Raw genomic sequence first — 24423 nt, forward strand, 5'->3', positions numbered from 1 at the left:
CGGAGCACGACACATGACACTGAAGCTGGTCTATCCGGCGCTGGCCATGATCCTCTGGATCTTCGTGGTCGGCCTCATCCTCGCCATGCGCCGGAAGGATGCCTTCACCTCGGGCGCCGTGCGCCCGGGTGACGTCGACGTTTCGACCGAGCGCTATCCCGTCCCGGCCCGCCTCGCCTCCGCGAACTTCTCGAACCAGTTCGAAACGCCCGTCGTCTTCTTCGCGCTGATCATGCTGGCGATGGAGGTCAATGCGACGAGCTATGTCATGGCCGCGCTGGCCTGGCTCTTCGTCGCGACCCGCGTCGTCCACACGCTCATCCATATCGGCCCCAACAAGCTTCCGCTGCGCGGAGCGATCTACGGCGTCGGCGTCATCGCCCTGTTCGGGATGTGGATCGGCGTCCTGCTCGCCATACTCTGATCGCGAGCGCGACCACCAGCAGACCCCAGCCCGGCGTTAATCATCCTGCGGGTTTCCCCCCGCCAGCGGGGCGGAAGCGTTGAAGCTTAACGAAAAGTAAACTACATCCAAAAGGCGGCGGACGGTGGAACAAGCGTAGGTTGGAGTGACGCGATGTTGCGAGTCCGTGAGGTCCCCGTGCGGGCTTTGCCCCGTGACGGCGAGGCTGTCCCTGTCGGCTCGGCCAAGAGGGCAAGGTCCGCTCGGTCGCGAGCCGGCCGCTGGGCCGCGGTAACCGTGCTCGGCATCGCGATCGGCTCCGGCGGCATGGTGCTGACGGCCTCGCTGGTCCAGGCCGACGACGACGCCGGCATCCGCTCCTTCTTTCTGGAAGAAGCCGCGCGCAAGGCGGCACGCGCCCCGGCGCAGAGCGCTTCCTACGCATCGGCCCGCCCGACTGCCTATGCTCCCGCCGGCAATGGCTGGCGCCTCCCCCTGCTGCAGATGCAGCCGAACGGACGCATCGCTCACCCGCCGATCCAGATCAACCCATTCCGGCAGGCTCCGAAGAAGGTCGCGAACCGGCAGCATAAGCCTGCCGATGCCGGAGCCGCCCTGGTTTCCGCCAACAACGCGCAGACCTTCTGCGTGCGGCTCTGCGACGGCTTCCATGCCCCGCTCGGCCTTCTGCGTTCGGCGAGCGACATCGGCGCCCACGACGCCCTGTGCAAGGCGATGAACCCCGGCATTCCGGTCAAGGTGTTTCGGGCCGCCGCCGGCTCGACCAGCATCGACAATGCGGTCGCCGCGGATGGGCAGCGCTATGCTGCGCTGCCCATGGCCTACAGCCATGAGAAGGCGGCCGATCGCGCCTGCCGCCCCGCCATCGTGCAGGCCGGGGAGCGCCGCATCTCGCTGCTGCGGGACATCACCTTGCGGCCGGGCGACAGCGTCGTCCTCGACGGCAAGGTGTCGACTTTCGCCGGCGGATCGAGCTGGCCCTATAGCCGGCGCGACTTCCGCGACTTCCGTACAGCTTCCGAGCTGACCAAGGGCCAGCGCCAGCAGATCGACGAACGGGTCGGCATTTCGCGCATGGAGGCCGATGCCAGCAGCCTTCGTCGGCAGATGCGGGTTCGCGAGGCCAGGCTTCAGGACGACGACGTTGTCAGCGATGCCGTGCTGCGCGGGTCTCTCGATCCGACTTCGCATGCGCCAGTGCGCCTGATCCCCATCACGACTGCGTCACGCTGACGCTGAGAGAGGGCTTGGACTAAAGGCGTACGACCTGGTTCATCGAGAAATCTTCTCGCCTTTCCAAGGTCATGGCGGTGTTATTATAATTAGTCCAAATAAAGACTATGCTCACATTCTTATAACACGCTGATTTAAAAGGACGATTTCGTTGACAGCCTCGCCGGGGGCGCATTAACGCTCGGTCGTCGCGCGTTTGGCGCCTTCACCGACGGAGCGTAAAAATGATCAGAAAAGCCCATCTCCACGCCCTGGCGCTGTCGTCCTGCTTGCTGGCCGCGCCGGCCCTCGCCCAGGAGGTCAATCTCTACACCACCCGCGAGCCGGCCCTGCTCAACCCCGCGCTCGAAGCCTTCACCAAGGATACCGGGATCAAGGTCAATGCCGTCTTCCTGAAGGACGGCCTGCAGGAGCGCATCCGCGCCGAGGGCGCCAACAGCCCCGCCGATGTCATGCTGGTGGTCGATGTCGGTGAGATCAACGCCGCGGTCGAGGCCGGCATCACCCAGCCGATCCAATCGGCGACGGTCGACAAGATCGTCCCCGCGCAGCTTCGCCCGGACAACAACTGGGTCACGCTGACCAAGCGCGCCCGCATCGTCGTCGCCTCGAAGGACCGCGTGGCCCAGGATGCCATCACCTATGAGGAGCTCGCCGATCCCAAGTGGAAGGGCAAGTTCTGCATCCGCGCCGGCCAGCACCCCTACAACAATGCGTTCTTCGCGGCCTTCATCGCGCATAACGGCCCGGAGAAGGCGGAAACCTATCTCAAGGCTCTGCGCGCCAACGCCGCCCGCAAGCCCGGCGGCGGCGACCGCGACGTGGCCCGCGACATCCAGTCCGGCCTCTGCGACGTCGCCGTGATCAACACCTACTATATCGGGCTGATGAGCCAGGCGAAGAACGAGCAGAAGGGCTGGTTCGACGCGATCAAGCCGCTCAAGACGACCTTCGCCAATGGCGGCACCCATGTGAACGTCTCGGCCGCGGCGCTGGCCAAGAACGCTCCGAACAAGGACAACGCCGTCAAGCTGGTCGAGTATATGCTCGGCGAGAAGGCGCAGGCCCTCTATGCCAACGGCAACTTCGAGTTTCCGGTCAACCCCGCCGTCACCGAATCCGACGCGGTGAAGCTGCTCGGCACGATCACGCCCGACAAGCTGCCGCTCTCCGAGGTCGCCAAGCAGCGCAAGCCCGCCGCCAATCTCGTCGACAAGGTCGGCTTCGACAGTTGAGCCCGAGCACGTCGCTCGCAATCTCCGGACGGTCGCCATTCGCGTGGCGGCCGTCGACGCGTTTTGCCCTGGCCTCGCTGCTGGGCGCCGCCCTTGTCCTGACGCCCCTGCTGGCCCTCGTCGCGACGGCCCTGTCATCGTCGCAGGCGGTGGAAATCTGGCCGCACCTCGCGGCCAACGTGCTGCCGACGGCGCTTGTCCAGACCGCGCTGCTGCTCGGCGGCGTCGGCGTCGTCAGCGCCGTTCTGGGCATCGGGACCGCCTGGCTGGTGACACAGTATGAGTTCGCCGGCCGGCGCCATTTCGAATGGCTGCTCGTGCTGCCGCTGGCCCTGCCGACCTATCTGACGGCCTACATCTATGTGGAGTTCCTCGGCTTTCAGGGGCCGCTGCAGAGCGGGCTGAGAGCCGTCACCGGCTGGCGCACGCTGCGCGACTACTGGTTCCCCGATCCGCGCAACCTGCCCGGCGCCATCGCGATCATGGCGATCGTCCTCTACCCCTATGTCTATCTCACCACCCGCGCGCTCTTCAGCATTCAGGGTGCGACGATCGTCGAGGCGGCGCGCAGCCTCGGCGCGACGCCGAGCCGGCTGTTCTGGCGCATCGGGCTGCCGCTCGCGCGGCCGGCGCTCGCCGCCGGGCTGACGCTCGTCCTGCTCGAGACGCTCAACGATATCGGCGCGACCGAATATCTCGGCGTCCGCTCGCTAACGCTCTCGATCTACACCACCTGGGTCAATCGCGGCTCGCTGCCGGGCGCGGCCCAGATCGCCTGCGTGATGCTGCTCGTCGTCTTCCTGCTGATCCTGACGGAGGCCCGCCTGCGCGGCCAGCGCCGCTTCGCTCTGCCGGTGCGCCAGCCGCGCCCCGCCGGCCGCAAGCCGCTGCGCGGCCGCGCCGCCGTCATTGCGACCGGCGCCTGTGCCCTGCCCGTCCTGTTCGGCGCCATCCTGCCGATCGGCTACCTCGCCAGCGAGATCCTGCAGCGCGGATTGCTCGCGCAATTCGACATCGCGCTGCTGCGGCTCCTCGGCAATGCCGTGCTGCTCGCGGGCATTGCATCCGCCATCGTGCTGCTGCTCGGGCTCGGTATCGCCACCGCCAGCCGCGCCGGCCGCGAATCCTGGCTGAGGCCCCTCGCCCGCCTTGCCTCGCTCGGCTATGCCGTGCCGGGCACCGTGCTCGCGCTCGGCCTCCTGATCCCGATCGCCGCCTTCGACAATGTGCTGGCGAATGCCGTCACGGCCCTGTTCGGCATCAAGGCGGGCCTGCTGCTGATCGGCTCCGGCGCGGCGCTGGTGATCGCCTATGTCGTGCGCTTCCTCGCCATCGGCGTTTCCGGCGTGGAGAGCGGCCTCAGCCGCGTCTCGCCGCGGATCGACGACGCAGCCCGTGCGCTCGGCGCCGGCCAGCCCGAGATTCTGCGCCGCATCCATTGGCCATTGATGCGCCCGGCCATCGCCGGCGCGGCGCTGCTCGTCTTCGTCGATTGCCTGAAGGAATTGCCGGCGACGCTGCTGCTGCGCCCCCTCAACCTCGATACGCTGGCGACGGTGGTCTACGGCCACGCCTCGCGCGGGGTCTTCGAGGATGGCGCGCTCGCTGCCCTGCTGATCATCCTCGCTGGCCTCTATCCGGCCATCGTTCTGGCCAAAACCGGTGCAAATCGTGTGGGATAGCTGGTTTCCCGGCCTCGACAACCCGCCCGCATCGGCCTAAACCAAGCGCCGCCAGGGGGCTGGCTGACTTTCGGCCCGTCCGATTCGGAAGTCCATGACCAGACGCACAGCGATCCTCGCCTTCAGCCTTGCCGTCGTCATCGGCCTGCTGCTCGGATTGCAGTCCTGGGATCTCGCGCTCGGCCGGGTGGAGCGTAGCGCCATCGCCGCGGTCGAGGAGAAGACGGGCTTCGTCGTCAAAGGTATCGAGCGCGCCGAGATCGCGCTCCTGCCGTTCCCGCGCATCAGCCTGTCCCGCGTCGGCTTCAGCCAGCGGGATAGCGCGCTCTCGGGCGAGGCTGTCCGTGTGCGCGCCCATCTGCGTCTCCTGCCCCTGCTGACCGGCCGATTGAGCTTCGACAGGATCGACCTCGTCGCGCCGCAGATCGACGTCTCGGTCGCACCCGGCAGCGACGGTGTGACCGAATGGCTCGCGGCGCCGCTGGCCGAGCTCGAAAGGCTGCGCAGCCAGAGCAAGATCGTCGTCCAGGGTGGCTCGATCTTCCTGCGTGCCAATGGCGTCATCCAGAGCGTGGTGCGCGATCTCAGCCTCGTCATCGACGAGCGCAGCCTGAACGAGCCGCTCGACCTGGCCGGCTCCCTCACCTGGCGCGGCGTCCCGACCGAAGTGAACCTGCGCTGGCCGATGGTCGGCGGGAGCGCCAAGGCGGCGCTTTCGGTCACCTCGCCGCTGCTGAAGCTGCGGTTCGACGGCACGCGCTCGGGGCCGGAGGAGCCTGTCGTCAACGGTCTTCTCGCCCTCTCCTCGCCGTCGGTTCCCGAGCTGCTGCGCTGGTTCGGCGAGGATTCGCGACTGGCCTCGGCCCTCGGCGCGCTCACGCTTTCGGCCGATCTGCAGCTCAAGCCGCACGAAGCCTCGTTCAACAACGCCATCGCCAGCCTCGACGGCGAACGCCTCGACGGCGTCATCAAGCTGTCTGAGGGCGCGGGCGGGCGCGCCGCGCTCTCCGGAACTCTCGCAGGCGCGACCCTCGACATCGGCCGTCTCGTCAACCGCCTGCCGATCCCGGCCATCGATGCCGCCGACACCGGCCCGCTCGATCTCGACGCCTGGACGGCGCGCGAGATCGATCTCAGGATCTCCGTCGATGCCGCCAGGCTGAATGGCGCCCGCCTCAACGACGTCGCGACCTACCTCCTGATCAAGAAGGGGCGTTTCGAAACCGGCCTGCTGCGCGCCGGCGCCTATGGCGGCAGCGTCAAGACGCGGTTGCTGGCGGTCAGCGCCCCTGCCGGCGTCGACATCAAGCTCCAGGCCGGGCTCGAGAAGGTGAATATCGGGCAGGCCAGCAGCGATATTCCGCAGCTTGGGCGCCTGAGCGGCAACGGCACGTTCCAGCTGGCGCTCGACGGTGCCGGCCGCACCTTCGACGAGATGCTGGGGTCGCTGACCGGGCGTGCCAACCTCTCCGTGAAGCAGGGCGAGCTCGCCGGAGCCGCTTTCTCCGATCTGCTGCGCCGCGCCGAGCGCAACCCCGCACAGGCCCTGCGCGACTGGCGCCAGGGCAAGACGCCCTTCGAGAGCCTGACCGCCAATGCAGGCATCGCCGGCGGGCTGCTGGTTCTGACCGAAGCCCAGATGAACGGCCAAACCTATCGCTTCAACCTGAGCGGCAATGCCTCGCTGCGCAGCCGCACTCTCGACATGGTCGCTTCGCTCGCCTCGACCAGCAGCGCGCTGAAGCTGCCCTTCAGTCTCAAGGGGCCGGTGGCTTCCCCGCTCTTCGAGCTGGAGACCGAGGCCTTCGTAAGCCCTGCCAGCGGCACGGCCTTTCCGGCCCTCCTCACCCGCTGAGCGAAGCCGCTTCCACAGGGCGCGGAAATCCGCTCTGATGCGGCAACGGCCGCATGACGGCCGAGGGAGGAAGCGGCGATGCGGATTTGGATCACGGGCGTTCTCGCCCTTGCGGGATGGGTTGCAGCGGGAATGGCCGGCGCACAGGATCTGATGGTCGAGAAGAAGGTCTTCGAGCTGCCGAGCTTCACGACCCAGTCCGGCCGCACGCTGAAGCAGGTCCGCGTCGGCTGGGAGAGCTACGGCACCCTCAACGCCGACAAATCCAATGCGGTGCTGATCTGCCATTTCTTCTCGGGCAATTCGCACGCTGCGGGCAAATACGCGGCCTCGGACGCTGCGCCCGGATACTGGGATGCCATCATCGGCCCCGGCAAGGCGATCGACACCGACAAGTATTTCGTCATCGCCTCCGACACACTGGTGAACCTCAACACCGGCGACCCGAAGACAACCACGACGGGCCCGGCCTCGATCGACCCCGCTACCGGCAAGCCCTATGCGCTGGATTTCCCGATCGTCGGCATCCGCGACTTCGTCGAGGTTCAGAAAGCTCTGGTCGAAAGCCTTGGAATCAAGAAGCTTGCACTGGTCGCCGGCCCCTCGATGGGCTCGCTCCAGACCTTCGAATGGGCAGCGAGCCACCCCGAGATGGTTGCCAAGGCGATGCCGGTGATCGGCGCGGCCGAAGCCGACGCCATGCTGATCGGCTGGCTCGACGTCTGGGCCGCTCCGATCCTGGTCGACGCCAACTGGAACGGCGGGAACTACTACGGCAAGGCGCCGCCGCTAGCCGGGCTCGCCAAGGCGCTGGCGGCCGTGACGCTACAGGCCAACCATCAGGACTGGGCCAACGCCACCTTCGGCCGCAGGCCGGCCAAGGAGGGCGACGATCCGGCCAAGGCGCTGCTCAACAGGTTCCAGTTCCAGAGCGTGCTCGACAATGCCGGCGCCGCCCGCGCAAAGGTCTCGGACGCCAATCACTTCCTCTACCTGATCAAGGCAAACCAGCTCTTCACCGCCGGCGGCACCTCGCTCGCGGATGGCATGGCGAAGATCAGGGCGCCGATGCTCTACATCACCCAGCCGAAGGACCTCGTCTTCACGCCGGACGCGGTCGAGCGCACGGTGAAGGTGGCCAAGGATGCCGGCCGCGACATCACCCATGTCACCATCGACGGCTCGCGTGGCCATCTCGACGGCGTGATGTCGATGAAGCAGGCCGAAGGCGCGATCCGGGCGTTTCTGGCGAAGTGACCCGCGAACGCTGGTGCGACGAGGCGAACGCCGCATCGATTCGCGGCATTCGCCTCACAGGCCAGCCCGATTCCCCGGCGGGCCGAGAGCCGCCCGCCGCGCGTGACCATGCGAACGCGCCGGCACCCTGCGCCGCGGCAACCGCTGCTTGATCTGGGCAGATCGTGGTGCCCCAGAGTTATGTCTTCGATAATACTTAATTTCGACCGAGCGTCGTTTTAGATTAATTGTAAAACGCATCAGAAGTCGTCGGGTGCATCTTTGGCGACGCGCCATCATCGGCCGCATGCCCCAGCGTTTCACCGAATATTTACCACAAATGACCATGGTGAACCCGACCGCGCAAGAAGCGGATCGGAGGTCGGCAGGCGCCGTATCGCGATCCGAGCGGAGGGGGAATGATATGGGCCCGGTTGCAGGCAGGGGTTACCCGCGTGCGCAGCTGACGGCGGCCCAGGGTCGTTCGTTCTCTCCCGAACCCGGCGTGGTCGGCGTCGCTCCCCGAGATGTCGAGCCGACTATCCCTGCCAAGCCCTCCCCGGCCTAAGCCCCACGCAGAAGAGCAAGACGGATATGATCAAGAAGCTCAAGATCGGCCAACGCCTCGTCGTCGGCTTCGGCATCATTCTCGTCATGCTGATCGCGCTCGCGGTCGTCAGCGTCGACCGTGTCGGTGTCATCAATGACGGCCTGACGACCATCAACGACGTCAATTCCGTGAAGCAGCGCTTCGCGATCAACTTCCGCGGCAGCGTGCACGACCGTGCGATCAGCCTGCGCGACGTCAGCCTCGGCGGTGCGCGCGATCTTCAGGCTAATGTCGACGACATCGCCAGGCTGGCCGAGAATTACCGCAAGTCGGCGGTCGCGCTCGATGCGCTCTATGCCGGCAGCGCGGCGGGCAATTCCGACGAGCAGCGCATCCTGGCCAGCATCAAGGAGACCGAGGCCAAGACGATGCCGCTGATCGCCAAGGTGATCGATCTGCAGCGCGCTGGCGATGGCGAGCAGGCCAAGACCGCGCTGATGACGCAGGCGAAGCCGCTCTTCACCGAATGGCTCGGCCGCATCAACCAGTTCATCGATCTGGAAGAGGCGAAGAATCAGGCGCTCGGACACGACGTGCGCGGCGTGGCACAGAGCTTCACGCTGCTCACGATGATCCTGTGCGGTGTCGGCCTGCTGGTCGGCGGTACGATCGCCTGGTGGTCGCTCAAGGCGATCAGCCCGCTGCGCGAACTGACCGGCATCATGACGCGCTTCGCCGAGGGCGATCTTCAGCCCGCCGTGCCGCATGCCGACCGCAAGGACGAGGTCGGCGCGATGGCGGCGGCGCTGCAGATCTTCCAGGGCAACCTGCAGAAGATCCGCGCTCTCGAGGAGCAGGAGCGCACCGAGGCCAAGGCCAGGCTCGAACGCGCCGACTCGATGGCCCGCATCGTCAGCGACATCGGCGAGGTCGTCGCCTCCGCCGCCGCCGGTGACTTCTCGGCCAGGCTCGAGATCGAGCAGGCCGACGAGCAGATGCAGCAGCTCGTCGCCGGCATCAACGAGATCAATGCCGTGGTCGATTCGGCGACGACCGAATTCGCCGGCACGCTGTCCGCCGTCGCGGCCGGCGACCTGACCCAGACTATCGCGACGGCCTATCGCGGCCGCTTCGCCGACCTGAAGGGCGCGATCAACGACACTGTCGAGCGCCTCTCGGCGACGGTGCGCACGATCCAGGTGACCTCGTCGGATGTCGGCCTGGCCGCCCGCGAGATCAACATGGGCGCCAACGACCTCTCGAAGCGCACGGAAGAGCAGGCCTCATCGCTGGAAGAGACGGCGGCAACCACCGAGCAGCTGGCGGCCTCGGTCAAGGCGTCGGCCCAGGCGTCGCGCCAGGCGACCCAGATCGCCGAGGAGGCGATGTCAGCGGCGCAAAGCGGCGGCACCATCGCCGGCCAGGCGGTCGATGCCATGGCTCGCATCGAGACCGCCTCGCAGAAGATCTCCGACATCATCCGCGTGATCGACGATATCGCCTTCCAGACCAATCTGCTGGCGCTGAACGCGGCGGTCGAGGCGGCCCGCGCCGGCGATGCCGGCAAGGGCTTTGCGGTCGTCGCTTCCGAGGTGCGCACTTTGGCACAACGCTCCGGCGAGGCGGCCAAAGACATCTCCGGGCTGATCTCGTCCTCGAACATCGAGGTCGGCGAGGGCGTGAAGCTGGTGCGCCAGGCCGGCGACGCCCTGCAGCGTATCCTGGAGGCGTCGCAGCGGGTGTCCTCAACGATCTCGGACATCTCGTCAGCCGCCAGCGAGCAGGCCAACGGCATCGACGAGATGAGCCAGGCAGTGGCGCATCTCGACGAGATGACCCAGCAGAACGCAGCGCTTGCGGAAGAGAGCGCGGCCTCCGCCGCCTCGCTCTCCGACAAGATCGCCCAGCTCAACGGGCTGGTCTCGACCTTCCGCACCGGCGGAGGCGACTCTGGCTTTGCGGCCAAGCCCGTGATCGTGCACGACGCCGCGGCGCAACAGGCCCGCGACCTGCGCAGGATCGGCCGTGCCATGGCACCGTCCGCACCGGTGCGCGGCCGCGCGGTCAACGAGAGCGGCTGGTCGGAGTTCTGAGCACTGCCGTGCCGTAAGGCATGAACGTCTTCGCGATACCGGGATGCAAAGCCTGCGTCCCGGCATCGCGCCGTCGAGGTCAGGCGACCTGCAACGGAGCGCTCGTCAGCGGGAGGCGTTGCAGACAGCGCCCCTCGCCGGCCTGAGCAAGAAAGTCGAGTCGTTGGGACCGCCGATGAGCTTTTCGTTCAAATCGGGCCCGGTCTCATCGTCGAAGATCTTCAGCTTGCCGGGGTTCGTGAGTCTGAGGTTGCGACCCTCCAGCGATAGTAGAAGTCCGGAGGCGCCGTCCGTGTCGGGCTGGCAGCTCAATCCTTCGGCGCTCTGTTCGCAGCGGCCGCCTGCGCGCCAGATCTGTTGCCGTCCTCTGATCCAGAGATTCATGCCGAAATCGATCTTGCCCGGATCGTAGCGGGACTTTTCGACGCGAAGCCATAGGCGCTGAACCTGCTGGTCAAGATGCAGGTGAAGATGGGCGGCATCATAAGTCCGAGCGAAACAACCCAGAAGGCTCCGAGCGGCCACGGGCGTGCAGACAGCAGGACCGTGCAGACGATCGACACCTGTACGGCCCTCGCGAACCCCGTCAAATCCTGCTCCTGTGCTCGTCGCGCAGCTGCATTGTCGACTGCGCCCGAGTGTTAGGGCCGCAAGTGTTAGAGCCGCTTGCAAGCCGGAGCAAATCCCTGCCCTCGCAGTTTAGGCGTGTGAGTCCGGAAAGGGTCGGAAGCGGAACACTCCGCCTCGCCCCCTACCCCGCCAGCATCGCCGCCCTTATCCCGTCGATGACGAACTGAACGGCGAGCGCCGCCAGGATCACGCCGAGCAGGCGCGTCAACACGACATTGCCGGTGACGCCGAGCAGCTTCGCGATCGGCGTCGCGGTCAGGAACACGGCGAGGCAGGACAGGATCACCAGCCCGCAGATCAGCGCCAGCGTCACCAGCAGAAGCGGGTCGCCGCCGGCGCGGCCGGCGAGCAGGATCATCGCCGTCAGCGCGCCAGGCCCGGCCATCAGCGGGATCGCCAGCGGGAAGGCCGCGACGTTGCGGATATGGTCCTGCGTGATCGCCGTCTCGGCCGTCTGCTGCTTGCGCTCGTTGCGGCGTTCGAACACCATCTCGAAGGCGATCCAGAACAGCAGAAGCCCGCCGGCGATGCGGAAGGCCGGCAGCGAGACTCCGAGCGCCTTCAGCACGACGTCTCCCGCCACGCCGAAGAAGGCCATGATGCCGAAGGCAATGATGCAGGCGCGCACGGCGACCTGCCGACGCTCGCCCGACGACATGCCACGGGTCAGCGACAGGAAGATCGGCGCAAGGCCGGGCGGATCGAGCGTCACCAGCATGGTGACGAGCGCGGAAGTGGCGAATTCGATGAACATGCGGCGCCGACTTGACCACGGCTTTTGCCCGCCGTCACCCGTCAAGAAAGGCGGGATTGTGGCAGCGCTTGTGGACGGCTCAGAAAACCCCCTGCAAGCGATTGATATCGCAGGCTTTATTTTTGCCGGGACAGAGCCCGCTTTTGCTGGCGCCAAAGGCCGGAATCGGGTAGCCAGAAGCCTGAAAAACTAGCAGGAATCGGGACATTTCCCTTTGAGCGACGACACCGACGACAAGCGCGACGGCGCCCCGGAATTCGGCGGCGACATCAAGCCGATCGCGATCACCGACGAGATGAAGAAGAGCTATCTCGATTACGCGATGAGCGTGATCGTGAGCCGCGCTCTGCCCGATGTCCGCGACGGCCTGAAGCCGGTCCACCGCCGCATCCTGTTCTCGATGCACGAGAACAAGAACCTGCCCGAGCGGCCCTACACCAAATGCGCCCGCATCGTCGGCGACACGATGGGTAAGTACCATCCGCACGGCAATCTCGCGGTCTACGACGCGCTGGTGCGCATGGCGCAGGACTTCTCGCTGCGCCTGCCGCTGATCGACGGCCAGGGCAATTTCGGCTCGATGGACGGCGACAGCCCCGCCGCCGACCGTTACACCGAGGCGCGCCTCGACAAGGCGGCGATGCCGCTGCTGGAAGACCTCGATCTCGATACGGTCGATTTCCAGCCGAACTACGACGGCAAGGAGCACGAGCCGACCGTCCTGCCGGCGCGCTATCCGAACCTGCTGGTCAACGGCGCCGGCGGCATCGCCGTGGGCATGGCGACCAACATCCCGCCGCATAATCTCGGCGAGGTCATCGATGCCTGCGTCGCCTTCATCGACAACCCCGAGATCTCCATCGACGAGCTGATCGAGATCGTGCCCGGCCCGGATTTCCCGACCGGCGCCTCGATCATGGGCCGCAGCGGCATCCATTCGGCCTATCACACCGGCCGCGGCTCGATCGTGATGCGCTCGAAGACGCATATCGAGGAGCTGCGCAAGGAGCGCGAGGCGATCATCGTCACCGAGGTTCCCTACCAGGTGAACAAGGCGTCGATGGTCGAGAAGATCGCCGAGATGGTGCGCGAGAAGCGTATCGAGGGCATCTCCGACCTGCGCGACGAATCCAGCCGCGAGGGCGTCCGCGTCGTCATCGAGATCAAGCGCGACGCGCTGGCCGATGTCGTGCTGAACCAGCTCTACCGCTTCACCCAGCTGCAGACCTCGTTCGGCGCCAACATGGTCGCGTTGACCGGCGGGCGGCCGGAGGTGCTGAACCTCAAGGACTTCATCTCGGCCTTCGTCGAGTTCCGCGAGGAAGTGGTCTCGCGGCGCACGCGCTACCTGCTCAACAAGGCCCGCGAACGCGCCCATGTGCTCTGCGGTCTCGCTACAGCAGTCGCGAATATCGACGAGGTCATCCGCCTGATCCGCACCGCGCCGACCCCGGCGGCGGCGCATGAATCGCTGATGGCGCGCGACTGGCCGGCCGAAGACATCGCCCCGCTGATCGCGCTGGTCGACGATCCGCGGCACCCGATCAATCCGGACGGCACCTATCGCCTGTCGGATGCGCAGGCCAAGGCGATCCTCGAGCTGCGCCTCGCCCGCCTCACGGCTCTGGGCCGCGACGAGATCGGCGACGAGCTGGAGAAGCTCGCCAAGGAGATCGCGGATTATCTCGACATCCTGCGCTCGCGTGCCCGCATCCAGGAGATCGTCAAGAGCGAGCTCGCCGAGGTCAAGAACGCCTTCGCGACGCCGCGCCGCACGGTCATCCAGGACTGGGGCTCCGATCTCGACGACGAGGACCTGATCGCCCGCGAGGACATGGTCGTTACCGTCTCGCATGGCGGCTACATCAAGCGCGTGCCGCTCTCGACCTATCGGGCGCAGCGGCGCGGCGGCAAGGGCCGCTCCGGCATGGCGACCAAGGACGAGGATTTCGTCGCGCGGCTGTTCGTGGCCAACACGCACACGCCCGTGCTGTTCTTCTCCTCGGAAGGCCAGGTCTACAAGGAGAAGGTCTGGCGGCTGCCGCTGGCGGCGCCGAACGCGCGCGGCAAGGCGCTGGTCAACATGCTGCCGCTCGAAACCGGCGAGCGCATCACCACGATCATGCCGCTGCCTGAGGACGAGGCGAGCTGGGAAACGCTCGACGTGATGTTCGCCACCGCCTCGGGCGGGGTGCGCCGCAACAAGCTCTCCGACTTCGTCAACGTCAATCGCGCCGGCAAGATCGCGATGAAGCTCGACGAGGGCGACCATATCGTCGACGTGCAGATCTGCACCGAGAACGACGACGTGCTGCTGACCACGGCGGACGGCCAGTGCATCCGCTTCGCGGTGCCGGAGGTGCGCGTCTTCAAGGGCCGCGATTCGACCGGCGTGCGCGGCATCAACCTGGCCAAGGGCGACGAGGTCATCTCGCTCGCGATCCTGCGCCATCTCGATGCCACGCCGGACGAGCGCGCCGCCTATCTCAAGCGCGCCGCCGCGAACCGCCGCGCCCTCAATGGCGAGGCCGACGAGGGAGCGGACGCAGCACCCGCCGTCGAGGCCGATGCCGAGGAGAGCGCCGGGGATATCGAGCTCGGGCTCGAGAAGTACACGGCGATGGGGGCTGCCGAGCAGTTCATCCTGACCATCTCGGAGCGAGGCTACGGCAAGCGCACTTCGTCCTTCGAGTACCGGGTGACCGGACGCGGCGGCAAGGGCATCGTCGCCATGGTGGTCAACGAGCGCAACGGCAAGCTCGTCGCCTCCTTCCCGGCGGTGGACAGCGACCAGCTGATGCTCGTCACCGATGGCGGCCAGGTCATCCGCGTGCCGGTGGATGCCGGCCCGGACAACCGCATCCGCATCGCCGGCCGCTCGACGCAAGGCGTGACGGTGTTCAACACCGCCAAGGACGAGAAGGTCGTCTCGGTGGAGTGCATCAACGACGATGGCGAGGGCGATGCCGAAGTCGAGGACAGCGCACCCGGCGAGGAAGCTGCGGAAAGCTGATCTTTCAGCGTGTTGCGGCGGTGTTTTCAGGTCGTTTCTGAGGCCACCGCCCGTCCTGCCTGCAGGAGCCATGCATGATCAATCTCGTCATGCTCGGGCTTGACCCGAGCATCTCGGAAACCAGTTCCCTCCGGTCCTGAGATTCTCGGGCCTGCGCTTCGCTCCGCCCGAGAATGACGCTTGCCATTCCGCTACTCCGATGCGGAGACCGGCGACCGCCTGACGTGACGATCAGCTCCTTTGCGAGCACGGCAGCTTCTGTTTGACTCCCCGCCCACGCCGCGCTCCCATCCACGCATGAAGGCCCGTTCCGTGCCCGTCCGCTCGCCCGCGATCACGCCGGAGATCATGCTGCGCGCCTATGCCGCCGGCATTTTTCCGATGGCGGAGAGCGCCGACGATCCGAGCCTGTTCTGGGTGGAGCCGGAACTGCGCGGCATCATCCCGCTCGACGGATTCCATCTGTCCAGCCGGCTGGCGCGCACCGTCCGCTCGGACCGTTTCGAGATCAGGATCGACAGCGATTTCGACGCGGTGATCGCCGCCTGCGGCGAAGCCCGCCCGGACCGTCCCGAGACCTGGATCAACGGCCGCATCCGCGCGATCTTCAGCGAGCTTTTCGCGCTCGGCCATGTCCATACGGTGGAATGCTGGCGCGAAGGGCGCCTCGTCGGCGGTCTCTACGGGTTGTCGCTCGGCGGCGCCTTCTTCGGCGAGAGCATGTTCCACCGCGAGACCGACGCCTCCAAGGTCGCACTCGTCCATCTCGTCGCGCGGCTCAGGCGCGGCGGCTATCGGCTGCTCGACACCCAGTTCCAGACCGGACACCTCGCACAGTTCGGCACGATCGAGATTCCGCGCGACGCCTACAGGCCCAGGCTCGACGATGCGCTGCGCCACCGGGGCAACTGGCATGCCTGGCCGGCGCGGGCGATCTTGAGCGGCAGCCAGGCGCTCGCCGAACTCTGAGCAGCCGCTGTCAGGCCGGCCGGCGCGGATCGAGGCGCTCGGCCAGCCAGACCACGGCGATCGCGACGCTGACGCCCCAGCCCACCTCGACGACGCGCGAGAGCATCATCTGCTGGGCGCTTGTGCCGGGATGGGGAACGAGCAGGATGATGGTGGCGGTGATACCGGCCAGCCGCGCGGCGCTGGCGACGTTCAGCATCCACGCGGCAAGCACCGAGAGCGCCGCGGCCAGCAGGTAGCTCAGAATGTTCTGCCCGGTGACCAGCACCACCGCGACGCCGATCCCGCCGCCGATGGCCGCGCCGACGAACTGGTCGCGCGCCGTCGTCCGCGTCGCCCCGAATTCGGTCTGCACCACCGCGATGGCCGTGATCGCCGCCCAGAAGCCCTCGCGCAGCCCCAGCGCCTGCGTCGGGAGATAGGCGGCGAGTGCCGCTGCGCTGGACATCAATGCGTGTTCGAGACCGTCCCGAAAGCGCTGCCCGGCCGAGAGCCGCTTGCGCAGTTCTGAGAGGCGCCGGCGCAGGCGCCTGATGCGAGTCGTCTCGCGCCCGGCCCCTTTATCGGCGCCGTCGGGCGACACGGATCAGCCGCCGCCGGTCGGGTCGCGACCCTGCCCGGGGTTGGTCGGGAAGAAGCGCTGGCTCGGGCGCTGCGGCTGCACCGGCACGCCGCGCGGCGGTTCGACATCGATGCGCCCGCCGGGCAGCGGCGCCGGCTGCTGCAGCGATGGCGGCTGGTTGGGATCGCGCGGCGGGGTGCGCGGCCGGCGCGGGTCTTCCGGCGCCGGCGGAGGCTCGGCTTCCTTCGGATCGACGACGAGCTCGGTGCCGCCCTTGCAGTCGGTCAGCCACACGTCATAGATCGCGTGCTCGACGCCATGCAGGCCGGGGCTCGCCGCGTACATCCAGCCGGTGAAGATGCGCCGGTATTCGTTCTTGAAGGTGACCTCGTCGACCTCGACGAAGGAGTCGGTCTGCGGTGCCTCGGTCGGCGGCCGGGTCCAGCAGACGCGCGGCGTCAGCTGGAGGGCGCCGAACTGCACGGTCTCGTCGACCGCGACCTCGAAGGAGATGATGCGGCCGGTGATCTTGTCGAGCCCGGCGAAGACGGCGGTCGGGTTGCGGATGCGGTCGGCCTGTGCCGGCCCCATCGCGGCCAGCATCGCGACGGCGCTCGTGGCGAGGCCTGCCAGGATCGGAAAACGGAACAACGACGGCATGCTGGCGCGAATCTCTTCGACAGCGCGGAAGGACCGCGACGAGGCGCAGTAACACGGCAAACGCAGCGGAAAAAGGGCATCGCGCCTGAAATGCCGCCAGCAACCTAAGCTGCACAGACATCGATGGCTGGTGCGGTCTGCCAGGACCGCCGGTTCACGTCTCGCGATAGAGCGCGCTTTGCAAAAAGTCGAATGGGCGCCTATTGCCCCTCACTGCCGAGACGAGGAACGCTCCATGACCTGGTCGATTGTCGCAAGAGATGCGCAAACCGGCGCGTTTGGCATCTTGTGCGCATCGAAGGCGCTGGCTGTCGGAGCTGTGGTTCCGTATGGAGCCGGCCGCACCGGTGCGATAGCGACCCAAGCCCTCGCCAACCCGTTTTTCGGCGTCGACGGGGTGAGGCTGCTGCAGGAAGGCTGCTCCGCGCGTGACGTCGTGGCTGCACTGTCAGCCTTGGACGAAGGTCGCGACCACCGACAAATCCATCTGGTCGACCGCGAAGGCGGGGTGTCCGCCTATACGGGTTCGGCGTGTATCGGCTGGAGCGGGAACGTCGAAGGCCCACAAGTCTCCGTCGCGGGAAATATGCTGACGGGGCAGCAGGTCGTCGATGAAAGCCTGAATGCCTATATCTCGGCCTCCGCCTTGAGTTTTGACGAGCGCCTCATCGTCGCAATGGAAGCCGGCGAACGCGCAGGAGGCGACAAGAGGGGCCGCCAGTCCTGCGCCATCCGCATATGGACCGAGGCTCCGTTTCCAAGCTTCGATCTGCGGGTCGATGACCATCCCGAGCCGCTGAAAGAGCTTCGTCGCCTCTGGCGGCTTGCCCATCAGGGTTACGTGCCGTTTCAGACCGCTCTGCCAACGCGCTTAAAACCAGCGGGCTGTACGGATCGCGATGCGGTCTACCGCATGTGCGCCGAATATGCGGCGACATGGAACGCTGAGCACGCCGAATAACAGCCGAGCCGGTTCTGTTTCCCGCCCGCCTGAAGAAACCGGTCCGCCGGGTATCTTGCCCCACCGACCATGAAAAAGGCCGCCCCGAATCGAGCGGCCCTGTGTCTCGGAGCCTTCGCCTCAGCGGCCGGGCGTCCAGGCCTGGTAGTCGCCGGTCGCGGCCGGGCGCTCGCCTTCGGCCAGGGTCGAACCCTGCGGGCGATAGGCCAGGGCCGTGCCGGTCCAGTTCTGCTGGTGCGGCTCCTGCCATTCGCGCGGCTGATAGCTTTCCTCGGACGGCGCGACGTCGACGGTGTGGTGCAGCCAGCCGTTCCAGCCGGGCGGGACCTTGGAAGCCTCGGCCTCGCCCTTGTAGATCACCCAGCGGCGCTGGAAGCCGAGCGCCTTGTCCTTCACCCCGCCTGCGGTGCGGTAATAGACATTGCCGAACTCGTCCTCGCCCACCTTTTCGCCGAAGCGCCAGGTGTGGAAGCGCGTGCCGATGGTCTGGCCGTTCCACCAGGTGAAGATCTGCAGCAGCCAGTCCTTCATCGTCGTCAGTCCGTGCAGTTGCGGCGCCGCGCAGATATGCGGGCGCGTCTCGGCCTGACTTATGGCGGCAGCGCCCTGCCCTGTCCAGCCCGGAGCAAGGCGGCCTAGCGTCACGCCGCGCTAACGCAGGCGCGAGCGCCCCGTCGGTATCAGCTCCGCCACCTCGACTGAGGTCGCGGCCGCTCCAGCGCCAATCGTGCCCAGCGCCGCGGCGACGGCAGGGCTCCCGCCCTCTGGCGGCCGAACGACCGTCACCACGACATTCGCTTCCGCCCGCACCGGCAATCGGGGGAAGCCGTTCGGGCTGTGATCGCTGATCAGGCTTGCCAGAACGGTCGCGCCCGCGGCGAGAGCCGTATCCGCGATCCGAGCCGCCTCCTGCCGCAGCTCGTCTTCGGCTGAGATCGCGGGGACGTGATGGGTCGAAACGAGGATCAGCCTCCCTGCATCCGGGAAGATGCCGGTCGGCCGCTCCGGCAGACCGGCGAAAGCCGACTCGCTCCCCGCCGGCTTCAGCATCAGCACATCGTCGGAATCGATCATGGTCTTGTTGGCGGCAGGGCCATGCTTGGCCCAGACCGGCCCGCCATAGAATCGCGGCAGCGAAGCACTGCGCACCGCCTGATCGGCAAAACCGCGGAACCAGACAAAATGATCGGGCTGGCCGGAATCGCGGAACTGTCCGACGACGCTCATGCCGACATCTTCCTGCGTCTCGACGAATTCCGCATCGAACAGGGCGATCAGCGTCTCACGCTGCCCTCGTTTCAGCAGGTAGCGCCTGAGTTCGAAAACGGTATCCGCGGCGGCAAGCGAACTCGCCTTCGATGCGACTTGAATCATGGCGGCCCATATAAGGAAGAGCGATCTCCATCCAATCTCGTCGCGCCAATGCCWGATTCTGTCAGGAACGCTTTGCCGGATTTTCGCCGTGATTCGGCCTGCCCGCCGCCATGATGCGCGGGCCGAAGCGCACCGACTTCAAGCACTTGGCCCGCTCCTCGAAACCGCCCTATGTGGCACGCTTGCGACACGCCAGGATTCACGCCTCGTCAACCATGAATAGTGGGGATTTTACGGACTGCGCTTCGCTCGGCTCTGTGGCAATCTTGCCGCGGGCCGGCGATTCTCGTCGCTATTTCCAAGGCTTAGCCGGCGCCTTGAAACTTATCCCCATAACTCACACATACCTACCAGATGTCGTGTCCACAGGGATGGCAGAGCACTATTCCTTGACGAACGGTAGCGATCGGCGCTAGATTTTGACCATCGCATGACAGCCGGTGGCAACCCCTCTGGATGACTGCGGAACCCTAGTTTTCCAGAGTGTTCCGGGCCTGCCGCCGCATCCGCGCCTAACGTGGAAGCGAACGGGATTGCGCGGGCATTTTAGGCGTGACCGGGCCTGCAAGCGGGGCGACACCGCCGAGGACCCACAGGGCGTCGAACCGAGTTTGGGCTGACATCAGGAGCCGGTGATCAACCGGCCGCGCGAGGCTTCAAGGCGAGCCCGCGGCAGATCAAGGGACGAAGATCATGCGCATCGAGCGCCGCTACACCACCGCCGGACAGTCGCCCTACGCCGCGATCCCGTTCCGATCGGCCGTCAGCGAGATCAAGAACCCGGACGGCTCCGTCGTCTTCCGGCTGGAGGGCATAGAGGTTCCCGAGGCCTGGTCCCAGGTCGCGAGCGACGTGCTCGCCCAGAAGTATTTCCGCAAGGCCGGCGTCCCCGCCCGCCTGAAGAAGTTCGAGGAGAACGACGTTCCCTCCTTCCTCTGGCGCTCCGTCGCCGACGAGGCCGCTCTCGCCGAGCTGCCGGAAGGCGAGCATTACGGCTCCGAGATCTCGTCGAAGCAGGTCTTCGATCGCCTCGCCGGCTGCTGGACCTATTGGGGCTGGAAGGGCGGCTATTTCTCTTCGGAAGAGGATGCGCAGGCCTTCCATGACGAGCTGCGCTTCATGCTCGCCACCCAGCGCGTCGCGCCGAACTCGCCGCAATGGTTCAACACCGGCCTGCACTGGGCCTATGGCATCGACGGCCCCAGCCAGGGCCATTTCTACGTCGACTTCAAGACCGGCAAACTGGTGAAGTCGAAGTCGAGCTACGAACATCCGCAGCCGCATGCCTGCTTCATCCAGGGCGTGCAGGACGACCTCGTCAACGAGGGCGGCATCATGGACCTGTGGGTTCGTGAGGCTCGCCTGTTCAAATACGGCTCCGGCACCGGCTCGAACTTCTCGATGCTGCGCGGCGAAGGCGAGAAGCTCGCCGGCGGCGGCAAGTCCTCGGGCCTGATGTCCTTCCTCAAGATCGGCGACCGCGCGGCCGGCGCCATCAAGTCGGGCGGCACGACGCGCCGCGCCGCCAAGATGGTCGTGGTCGACGCCGACCACCCGGACATCGAGGCCTATATCGACTGGAAGGTGAAGGAGGAGCAGAAGGTCGCCGCCCTCGTCACCGGCTCCAAGACCGTCAAGAAGCACATGAAGGCCGTGCTCAAGGCCTGCATCAACTGCGAGGGCGAAGGCGATTCCTGCTTCGATCCCGAGAAGAACCCGGCCCTCAAGCGCGAGGTGAAGCTCGCCCGCAAGGCGCTGGTGCCGGACAACTACATCAAGCGCGTCATCCAGTTCGCGAAGCAGGGCTACAAGGACATCTCCTTCGACACCTACGACACCGATTGGGATTCCGACGCCTACCTCACCGTCTCCGGCCAGAACTCGAACAACTCGGTCTCGCTGACCGACGATTTCCTGCGCGCCGTCGAGACGGATGCGGATTGGAACCTGATCCGCCGCACCGACGGCAAGGTCGGAAAGACGCTGAAGGCGCGCGACCTCTGGGAGAAGATCGGCTACGCCGCCTGGGCCTCGGCCGATCCGGGCCTGCACTTCAACTCGACGATGAACGACTGGCACACCTGCCCGGCCTCGGGCCGGATCCGGGCGTCCAACCCGTGCTCCGAGTACATGTTCCTCGACGACACGGCCTGCAACCTGGCCTCGGCCAACCTGCTGCAGTTCTACGACAACGAGACCAAAAGCTTCGACGTCGCGGCCTATGAGCATCTCTGCCGGCTCTGGACGGTCGTGCTCGAGATCTCGGTGACGATGGCGCAGTTCCCGTCCCGCGAGATCGCCGAGCTCTCCTACGAGTACCGCACGCTCGGCCTCGGCTACGCCAATATCGGCGGCCTGCTGATGACCATGGGTCTCGGCTACGACTCCGACGAAGGCCGTGCGCTCGCCGGCGCTCTCACCGCGATCATGACCGGCGTCGCCTATGCGACCTCGGCCGAAATGGCGGGCGAACTCGGCCCCTTCCCCGGCTACAAGAAGAACGCCAGCCACATGCTGCGCGTCATCCGCAACCATCGCACCGCGGCCCACGGCCTTGCCGATGGCTATGAGGGCCTGAGCGTCACCCCGGTTCCGCTCGACCATGCGACCCTCGCCCGCCTCGGCGGCTCGGCCGTCACCATGGCGGAGCGCTCGCGGGCCGTCTGGGACCAGGCGCTCGAGCAGGGCAAGCGCTACGGCTACCGCAACGCCCAATCGACCGTGATCGCGCCGACCGGCACGATCGGCCTCGTCATGGATTGCGACACCACCGGCATCGAGCCCGACTTCGCCCTGGTGAAGTTCAAGAAGCTCGCCGGCGGCGGCTACTTCAAGATCATCAACCGCGCCGTGCCGGACGCGCTCAGGGCGCTGGGCTACCGCGAGGCTGATATCGCCGAGATCGAGGCCTATGCCGTCGGCCACGGCTCGATGAAGCAGGCGCCGGGCGTCAATCCCTCGACGCTGCGCTCCAAGGGCTTCACCGACGAGAAGATCGAGGCGATCGAGAAGGGGCTGAAGAGCGCCTTCGACATCAAGTTCGTCTTCAACAAGTGGACGCTGGGCGAGGATTTCCTCACCGGCACGCTCAAGGTCCCGGCCGAGAAGCTCAACGACATGTCGTTCGAGCTCCTGCCCTTCCTCGGCTTCACCAAGGCCGAGATCGAGGCGGCGAACGTCCATGTCTGCGGCGCGATGACGCTGGAAGGCGCCCCGCACCTAAAGACCGAGCACTACAACGTGTTCGACTGCGCCAATCCCTGCGGCCGCATCGGCAAGCGCTATCTCTCGGTCGAGAGCCATATCCGCATGATGGCGGCGGCGCAGCCCTTCATCTCGGGCGCGATCTCCAAGACTATCAACATGCCCAACGAAGCCACGGTCGAGGACTGCAAGAGCGCCTATATGCTCTCGTGGAAGCTGGCGCTGAAGGCGAACGCCCTCTATCGCGACGGCTCCAAGCTCTCGCAGCCGCTGAACTCGGCGCTGATCTCGGATGAGGACGAGGACGCCGACGACGCCATCGAGGCACTGGTCGCGGCGCCGATGGCGGCGCGCGCCACCCAGATTTCGGAGAAGATCGTCGAGCGCATCGTCGAGCGTATCGAGCGCAAGCGCGAGCGCGAAAAGCTGCCCGACCGCCGCACCGGCTACATCCAGAAGGCGGTGGTCGGCGGCCACAAGGTCTATGTCCATACCGGCGAATATTCGGACGGGCGCCTCGGCGAGATCTTCATCGACATGCACAAAGAGGGCGCTGCCTTCCGGGCGATGATGAACAACTTCGCCATCGCGGTTTCGCTCGGCCTGCAATACGGCGTGCCGCTGGAAGAGTATGTCGAGGCCTTCACCTTCACCCGCTTCGAGCCCTCGGGCTTCGTCGCCGGCAACCAGTCGATCAAGAACGCGACCTCGATCCTCGACTACGTCTTCCGCGAGCTCGCGATCTCCTATCTCGGCCGCAACGACCTCGCCCATGTCGATCCCTCCGAGATCGGCCATGACGTGATCGGCGGCGGCGTCGGCCAGGACAAGGCGCCGGACGCAACGGCTCCGATCACCTCGACCCCGCTGGCCTCCACCGGGTTCCGCCGCGGCAAGCCGATCAACCTGCTCGCCATCCAGGGCGGCGGCGCCGCCAACGATGCGGTCGCCCGGTCGGTTTCATCGGTGACGGCGCTCGCCACAGCCGGCGCTACCGCGCTGAAGGAAGAACCGGAAGCCTATGGCGAGGCGGAGATCGCCAAGCTCGGCTTCGCGGCCCCGGCCGCCCAGCCGTCGCAGTCCGAGCGCCGGGCCGAGGCGATCATGAAGGGCTATGTCGGCGACAGCTGCGGCGAATGCGGCAACTTCACCCTGGTCCGCAACGGCACCTGCCTGAAATGCAACACCTGCGGATCCACGACAGGCTGTAGTTGATTATTCCGGGGTGCCCGGTTCTCAGGCGCACAAAGATTGGCACCGCGAAGCGTAAACATGGCACCGATACGCACAAAGATTGGCACTGCTGCGTATTGGCACCTGTTTGAGTCGTGGGAGGTGCGGGGATACGAGTGTGAGTGGAACCACAGTTCGCCTTTTTGACAATTGAAAAACGAGGCATAGTGTTGCCGCGATTGTAGGAGAAGTTCCGCAATCTGATTTTTGACGCCCGGCCCTGCCGGGCGTCACTTCGTTTTCAAACAGGCCAAGAAGCTCGGTTTTCCTGCCAGCTGGCAATCCAGTCCGCCCTCTGCAAGGGCGCCACTTCGGCAAAGCTCGTTCGAAAATCGAGTGGCCTCCTGTCGAACTATTGTTGATTGCCCGGTGCCCGCGCCCCTCCCCGCGTCCCGTCTATCGGCTTCGCGAGCGGAACTCCGACAGTTGCGACGACCAATCTACCGCTCTCAATGGCCGGGCGAGCAGCGATGAGCACGTTCATTTCTGGGAACCTGAGCTTCCGGAGCTGGCGGCGGGCTCAACTGATCGCCGCAACACACTCGGCGAACCTCTCGGCTGGGGTTTGATAGAGCAAGGTCTTTCTGGGCCGTTCGTTGAGCTGACGGGCGATGGCGCTGAGCTGGGCCTGGCTTTGCAGGGACAGGTCGGTTCCGTGGGGAAGATACTGGCGCAGGAGCCGGTTGGTGTTCTCGTTCGAGCCACGTTGCCAGGGTGACCTGGGATCGCAGAAGTAGACCTCGACGTTCGAAGCG

The 24423-nt window shown here is 66.3% G+C and carries 18 protein-coding genes; 11 read left to right on the forward strand and 7 right to left on the reverse strand.

From position 1 onward, the window contains the following. The first annotated feature begins 13 nt into the window (after positions 1-13). From AC1DVA_RS16035 to AC1DVA_RS16065, 7 genes are all read left to right on the forward strand, one after another. Positions 14-424, forward strand: a complete 411-nt coding sequence (locus AC1DVA_RS16035; protein WP_476806516.1) for an MAPEG family protein — start codon at positions 14-16, stop codon at positions 422-424. A gap of 276 nt (positions 425-700) precedes the next feature. Next, positions 701-1657: a DUF2865 domain-containing protein gene (locus tag AC1DVA_RS16040; RefSeq protein WP_476806517.1), complete on the forward strand. Its 957-nt coding sequence runs from the start codon at positions 701-703 to the stop codon at positions 1655-1657. Between the two features lie 224 nt (positions 1658-1881). After that, entirely contained in the window at positions 1882-2892 is a 1011-nt protein-coding gene (locus AC1DVA_RS16045; RefSeq protein WP_265053198.1) for an extracellular solute-binding protein, read from the forward strand. Continuing rightward, a complete protein-coding gene (locus AC1DVA_RS16050) occupies positions 2889-4574 on the forward strand; it encodes an ABC transporter permease (protein ID WP_476806518.1) in 1686 nt (561 codons plus the stop codon). Before AC1DVA_RS16045 ends, AC1DVA_RS16050 begins: the two co-directional genes overlap by 4 nt. Before the next feature lie 94 nt (positions 4575-4668). Next, positions 4669-6429, forward strand: a complete 1761-nt coding sequence (locus AC1DVA_RS16055; RefSeq protein WP_265053196.1) for an AsmA family protein — start codon at positions 4669-4671, stop codon at positions 6427-6429. Positions 6430-6507: 78 nt separating this feature from the next. Beyond that, positions 6508-7686, forward strand: coding sequence for an E22 family MetX-like putative esterase (locus tag AC1DVA_RS16060; protein ID WP_476806519.1), 1179 nt, complete (start codon positions 6508-6510; stop codon positions 7684-7686). A 573-nt stretch (positions 7687-8259) separates the two neighbouring features. Further along, positions 8260-10308: a methyl-accepting chemotaxis protein gene (locus AC1DVA_RS16065; protein ID WP_476806520.1), complete on the forward strand. Its 2049-nt coding sequence runs from the start codon at positions 8260-8262 to the stop codon at positions 10306-10308. Between the two features lie 105 nt (positions 10309-10413). On the opposite strand, the gene AC1DVA_RS16070 is transcribed toward AC1DVA_RS16065, so the two are convergent. Together AC1DVA_RS16070 and AC1DVA_RS16075 are read right to left on the reverse strand one after the other, a co-directional pair. Further along, positions 10414-10692, reverse strand: a complete 279-nt coding sequence (locus AC1DVA_RS16070; RefSeq protein ID WP_476806521.1) for a hypothetical protein — start codon at positions 10690-10692, stop codon at positions 10414-10416. 367 nt (positions 10693-11059) lie between these two features. Further along, positions 11060-11692, reverse strand: a complete 633-nt coding sequence (locus AC1DVA_RS16075; protein ID WP_265053192.1) for a MarC family protein — start codon at positions 11690-11692, stop codon at positions 11060-11062. 214 nt (positions 11693-11906) lie between these two features. Between AC1DVA_RS16075 and gyrA the strand changes: the two genes are divergently transcribed. Further along, positions 11907-14705 carry a DNA gyrase subunit A gene (gene gyrA, locus AC1DVA_RS16080; RefSeq protein ID WP_265053190.1) on the forward strand — a complete coding sequence of 933 codons (2799 nt, stop codon included), beginning with the start codon at positions 11907-11909 and terminating at the stop codon, positions 14703-14705. A 297-nt stretch (positions 14706-15002) separates the two neighbouring features. Continuing rightward, positions 15003-15674 carry a leucyl/phenylalanyl-tRNA--protein transferase gene (gene aat, locus AC1DVA_RS16085; protein WP_476806522.1) on the forward strand — a complete coding sequence of 224 codons (672 nt, stop codon included), beginning with the start codon at positions 15003-15005 and terminating at the stop codon, positions 15672-15674. A 10-nt stretch (positions 15675-15684) separates the two neighbouring features. Here aat and AC1DVA_RS16090 read toward each other — a convergent pair whose 3' ends face one another. Next, the gene (locus tag AC1DVA_RS16090; protein WP_265053188.1) at positions 15685-16257 is read right to left on the reverse strand and encodes an FUSC family protein; all 573 of its coding nucleotides are present in this window, start codon (positions 16255-16257) and stop codon (positions 15685-15687) included. A 3-nt stretch (positions 16258-16260) separates the two neighbouring features. Then, positions 16261-16887, reverse strand: a complete 627-nt coding sequence (locus tag AC1DVA_RS16095; protein WP_442865016.1) for a DUF2155 domain-containing protein — start codon at positions 16885-16887, stop codon at positions 16261-16263. 244 nt (positions 16888-17131) lie between these two features. On the opposite strand from AC1DVA_RS16095, the gene AC1DVA_RS16100 reads away from it, so the two are divergent. After that, entirely contained in the window at positions 17132-17857 is a 726-nt protein-coding gene (locus tag AC1DVA_RS16100; RefSeq protein ID WP_476806523.1) for a DUF1028 domain-containing protein, read from the forward strand. Between the two features lie 120 nt (positions 17858-17977). On the opposite strand, the gene AC1DVA_RS16105 is transcribed toward AC1DVA_RS16100, so the two are convergent. Next, positions 17978-18388, reverse strand: a complete 411-nt coding sequence (locus AC1DVA_RS16105; protein WP_265054815.1) for an NADH:ubiquinone oxidoreductase subunit NDUFA12 — start codon at positions 18386-18388, stop codon at positions 17978-17980. Between the two features lie 120 nt (positions 18389-18508). Next, a complete protein-coding gene (locus AC1DVA_RS16110) occupies positions 18509-19231 on the reverse strand; it encodes an NIPSNAP family protein (RefSeq protein WP_265053186.1) in 723 nt (240 codons plus the stop codon). A gap of 693 nt (positions 19232-19924) precedes the next feature. On the opposite strand from AC1DVA_RS16110, the gene AC1DVA_RS16115 reads away from it, so the two are divergent. Then, positions 19925-23650, forward strand: a complete 3726-nt coding sequence (locus AC1DVA_RS16115) for a vitamin B12-dependent ribonucleotide reductase (RefSeq protein ID WP_476806524.1) — start codon at positions 19925-19927, stop codon at positions 23648-23650. A gap of 538 nt (positions 23651-24188) precedes the next feature. Here the strand turns inward: AC1DVA_RS16115 and AC1DVA_RS16120 are convergent. Continuing rightward, a partial coding sequence (locus AC1DVA_RS16120; RefSeq protein ID WP_476806525.1) for an IS30 family transposase occupies positions 24189-24423 on the reverse strand: 235 nt, incomplete at its 5' end.

Source organism: Allobosea sp. P4_C6, from assembly GCF_056402015.1.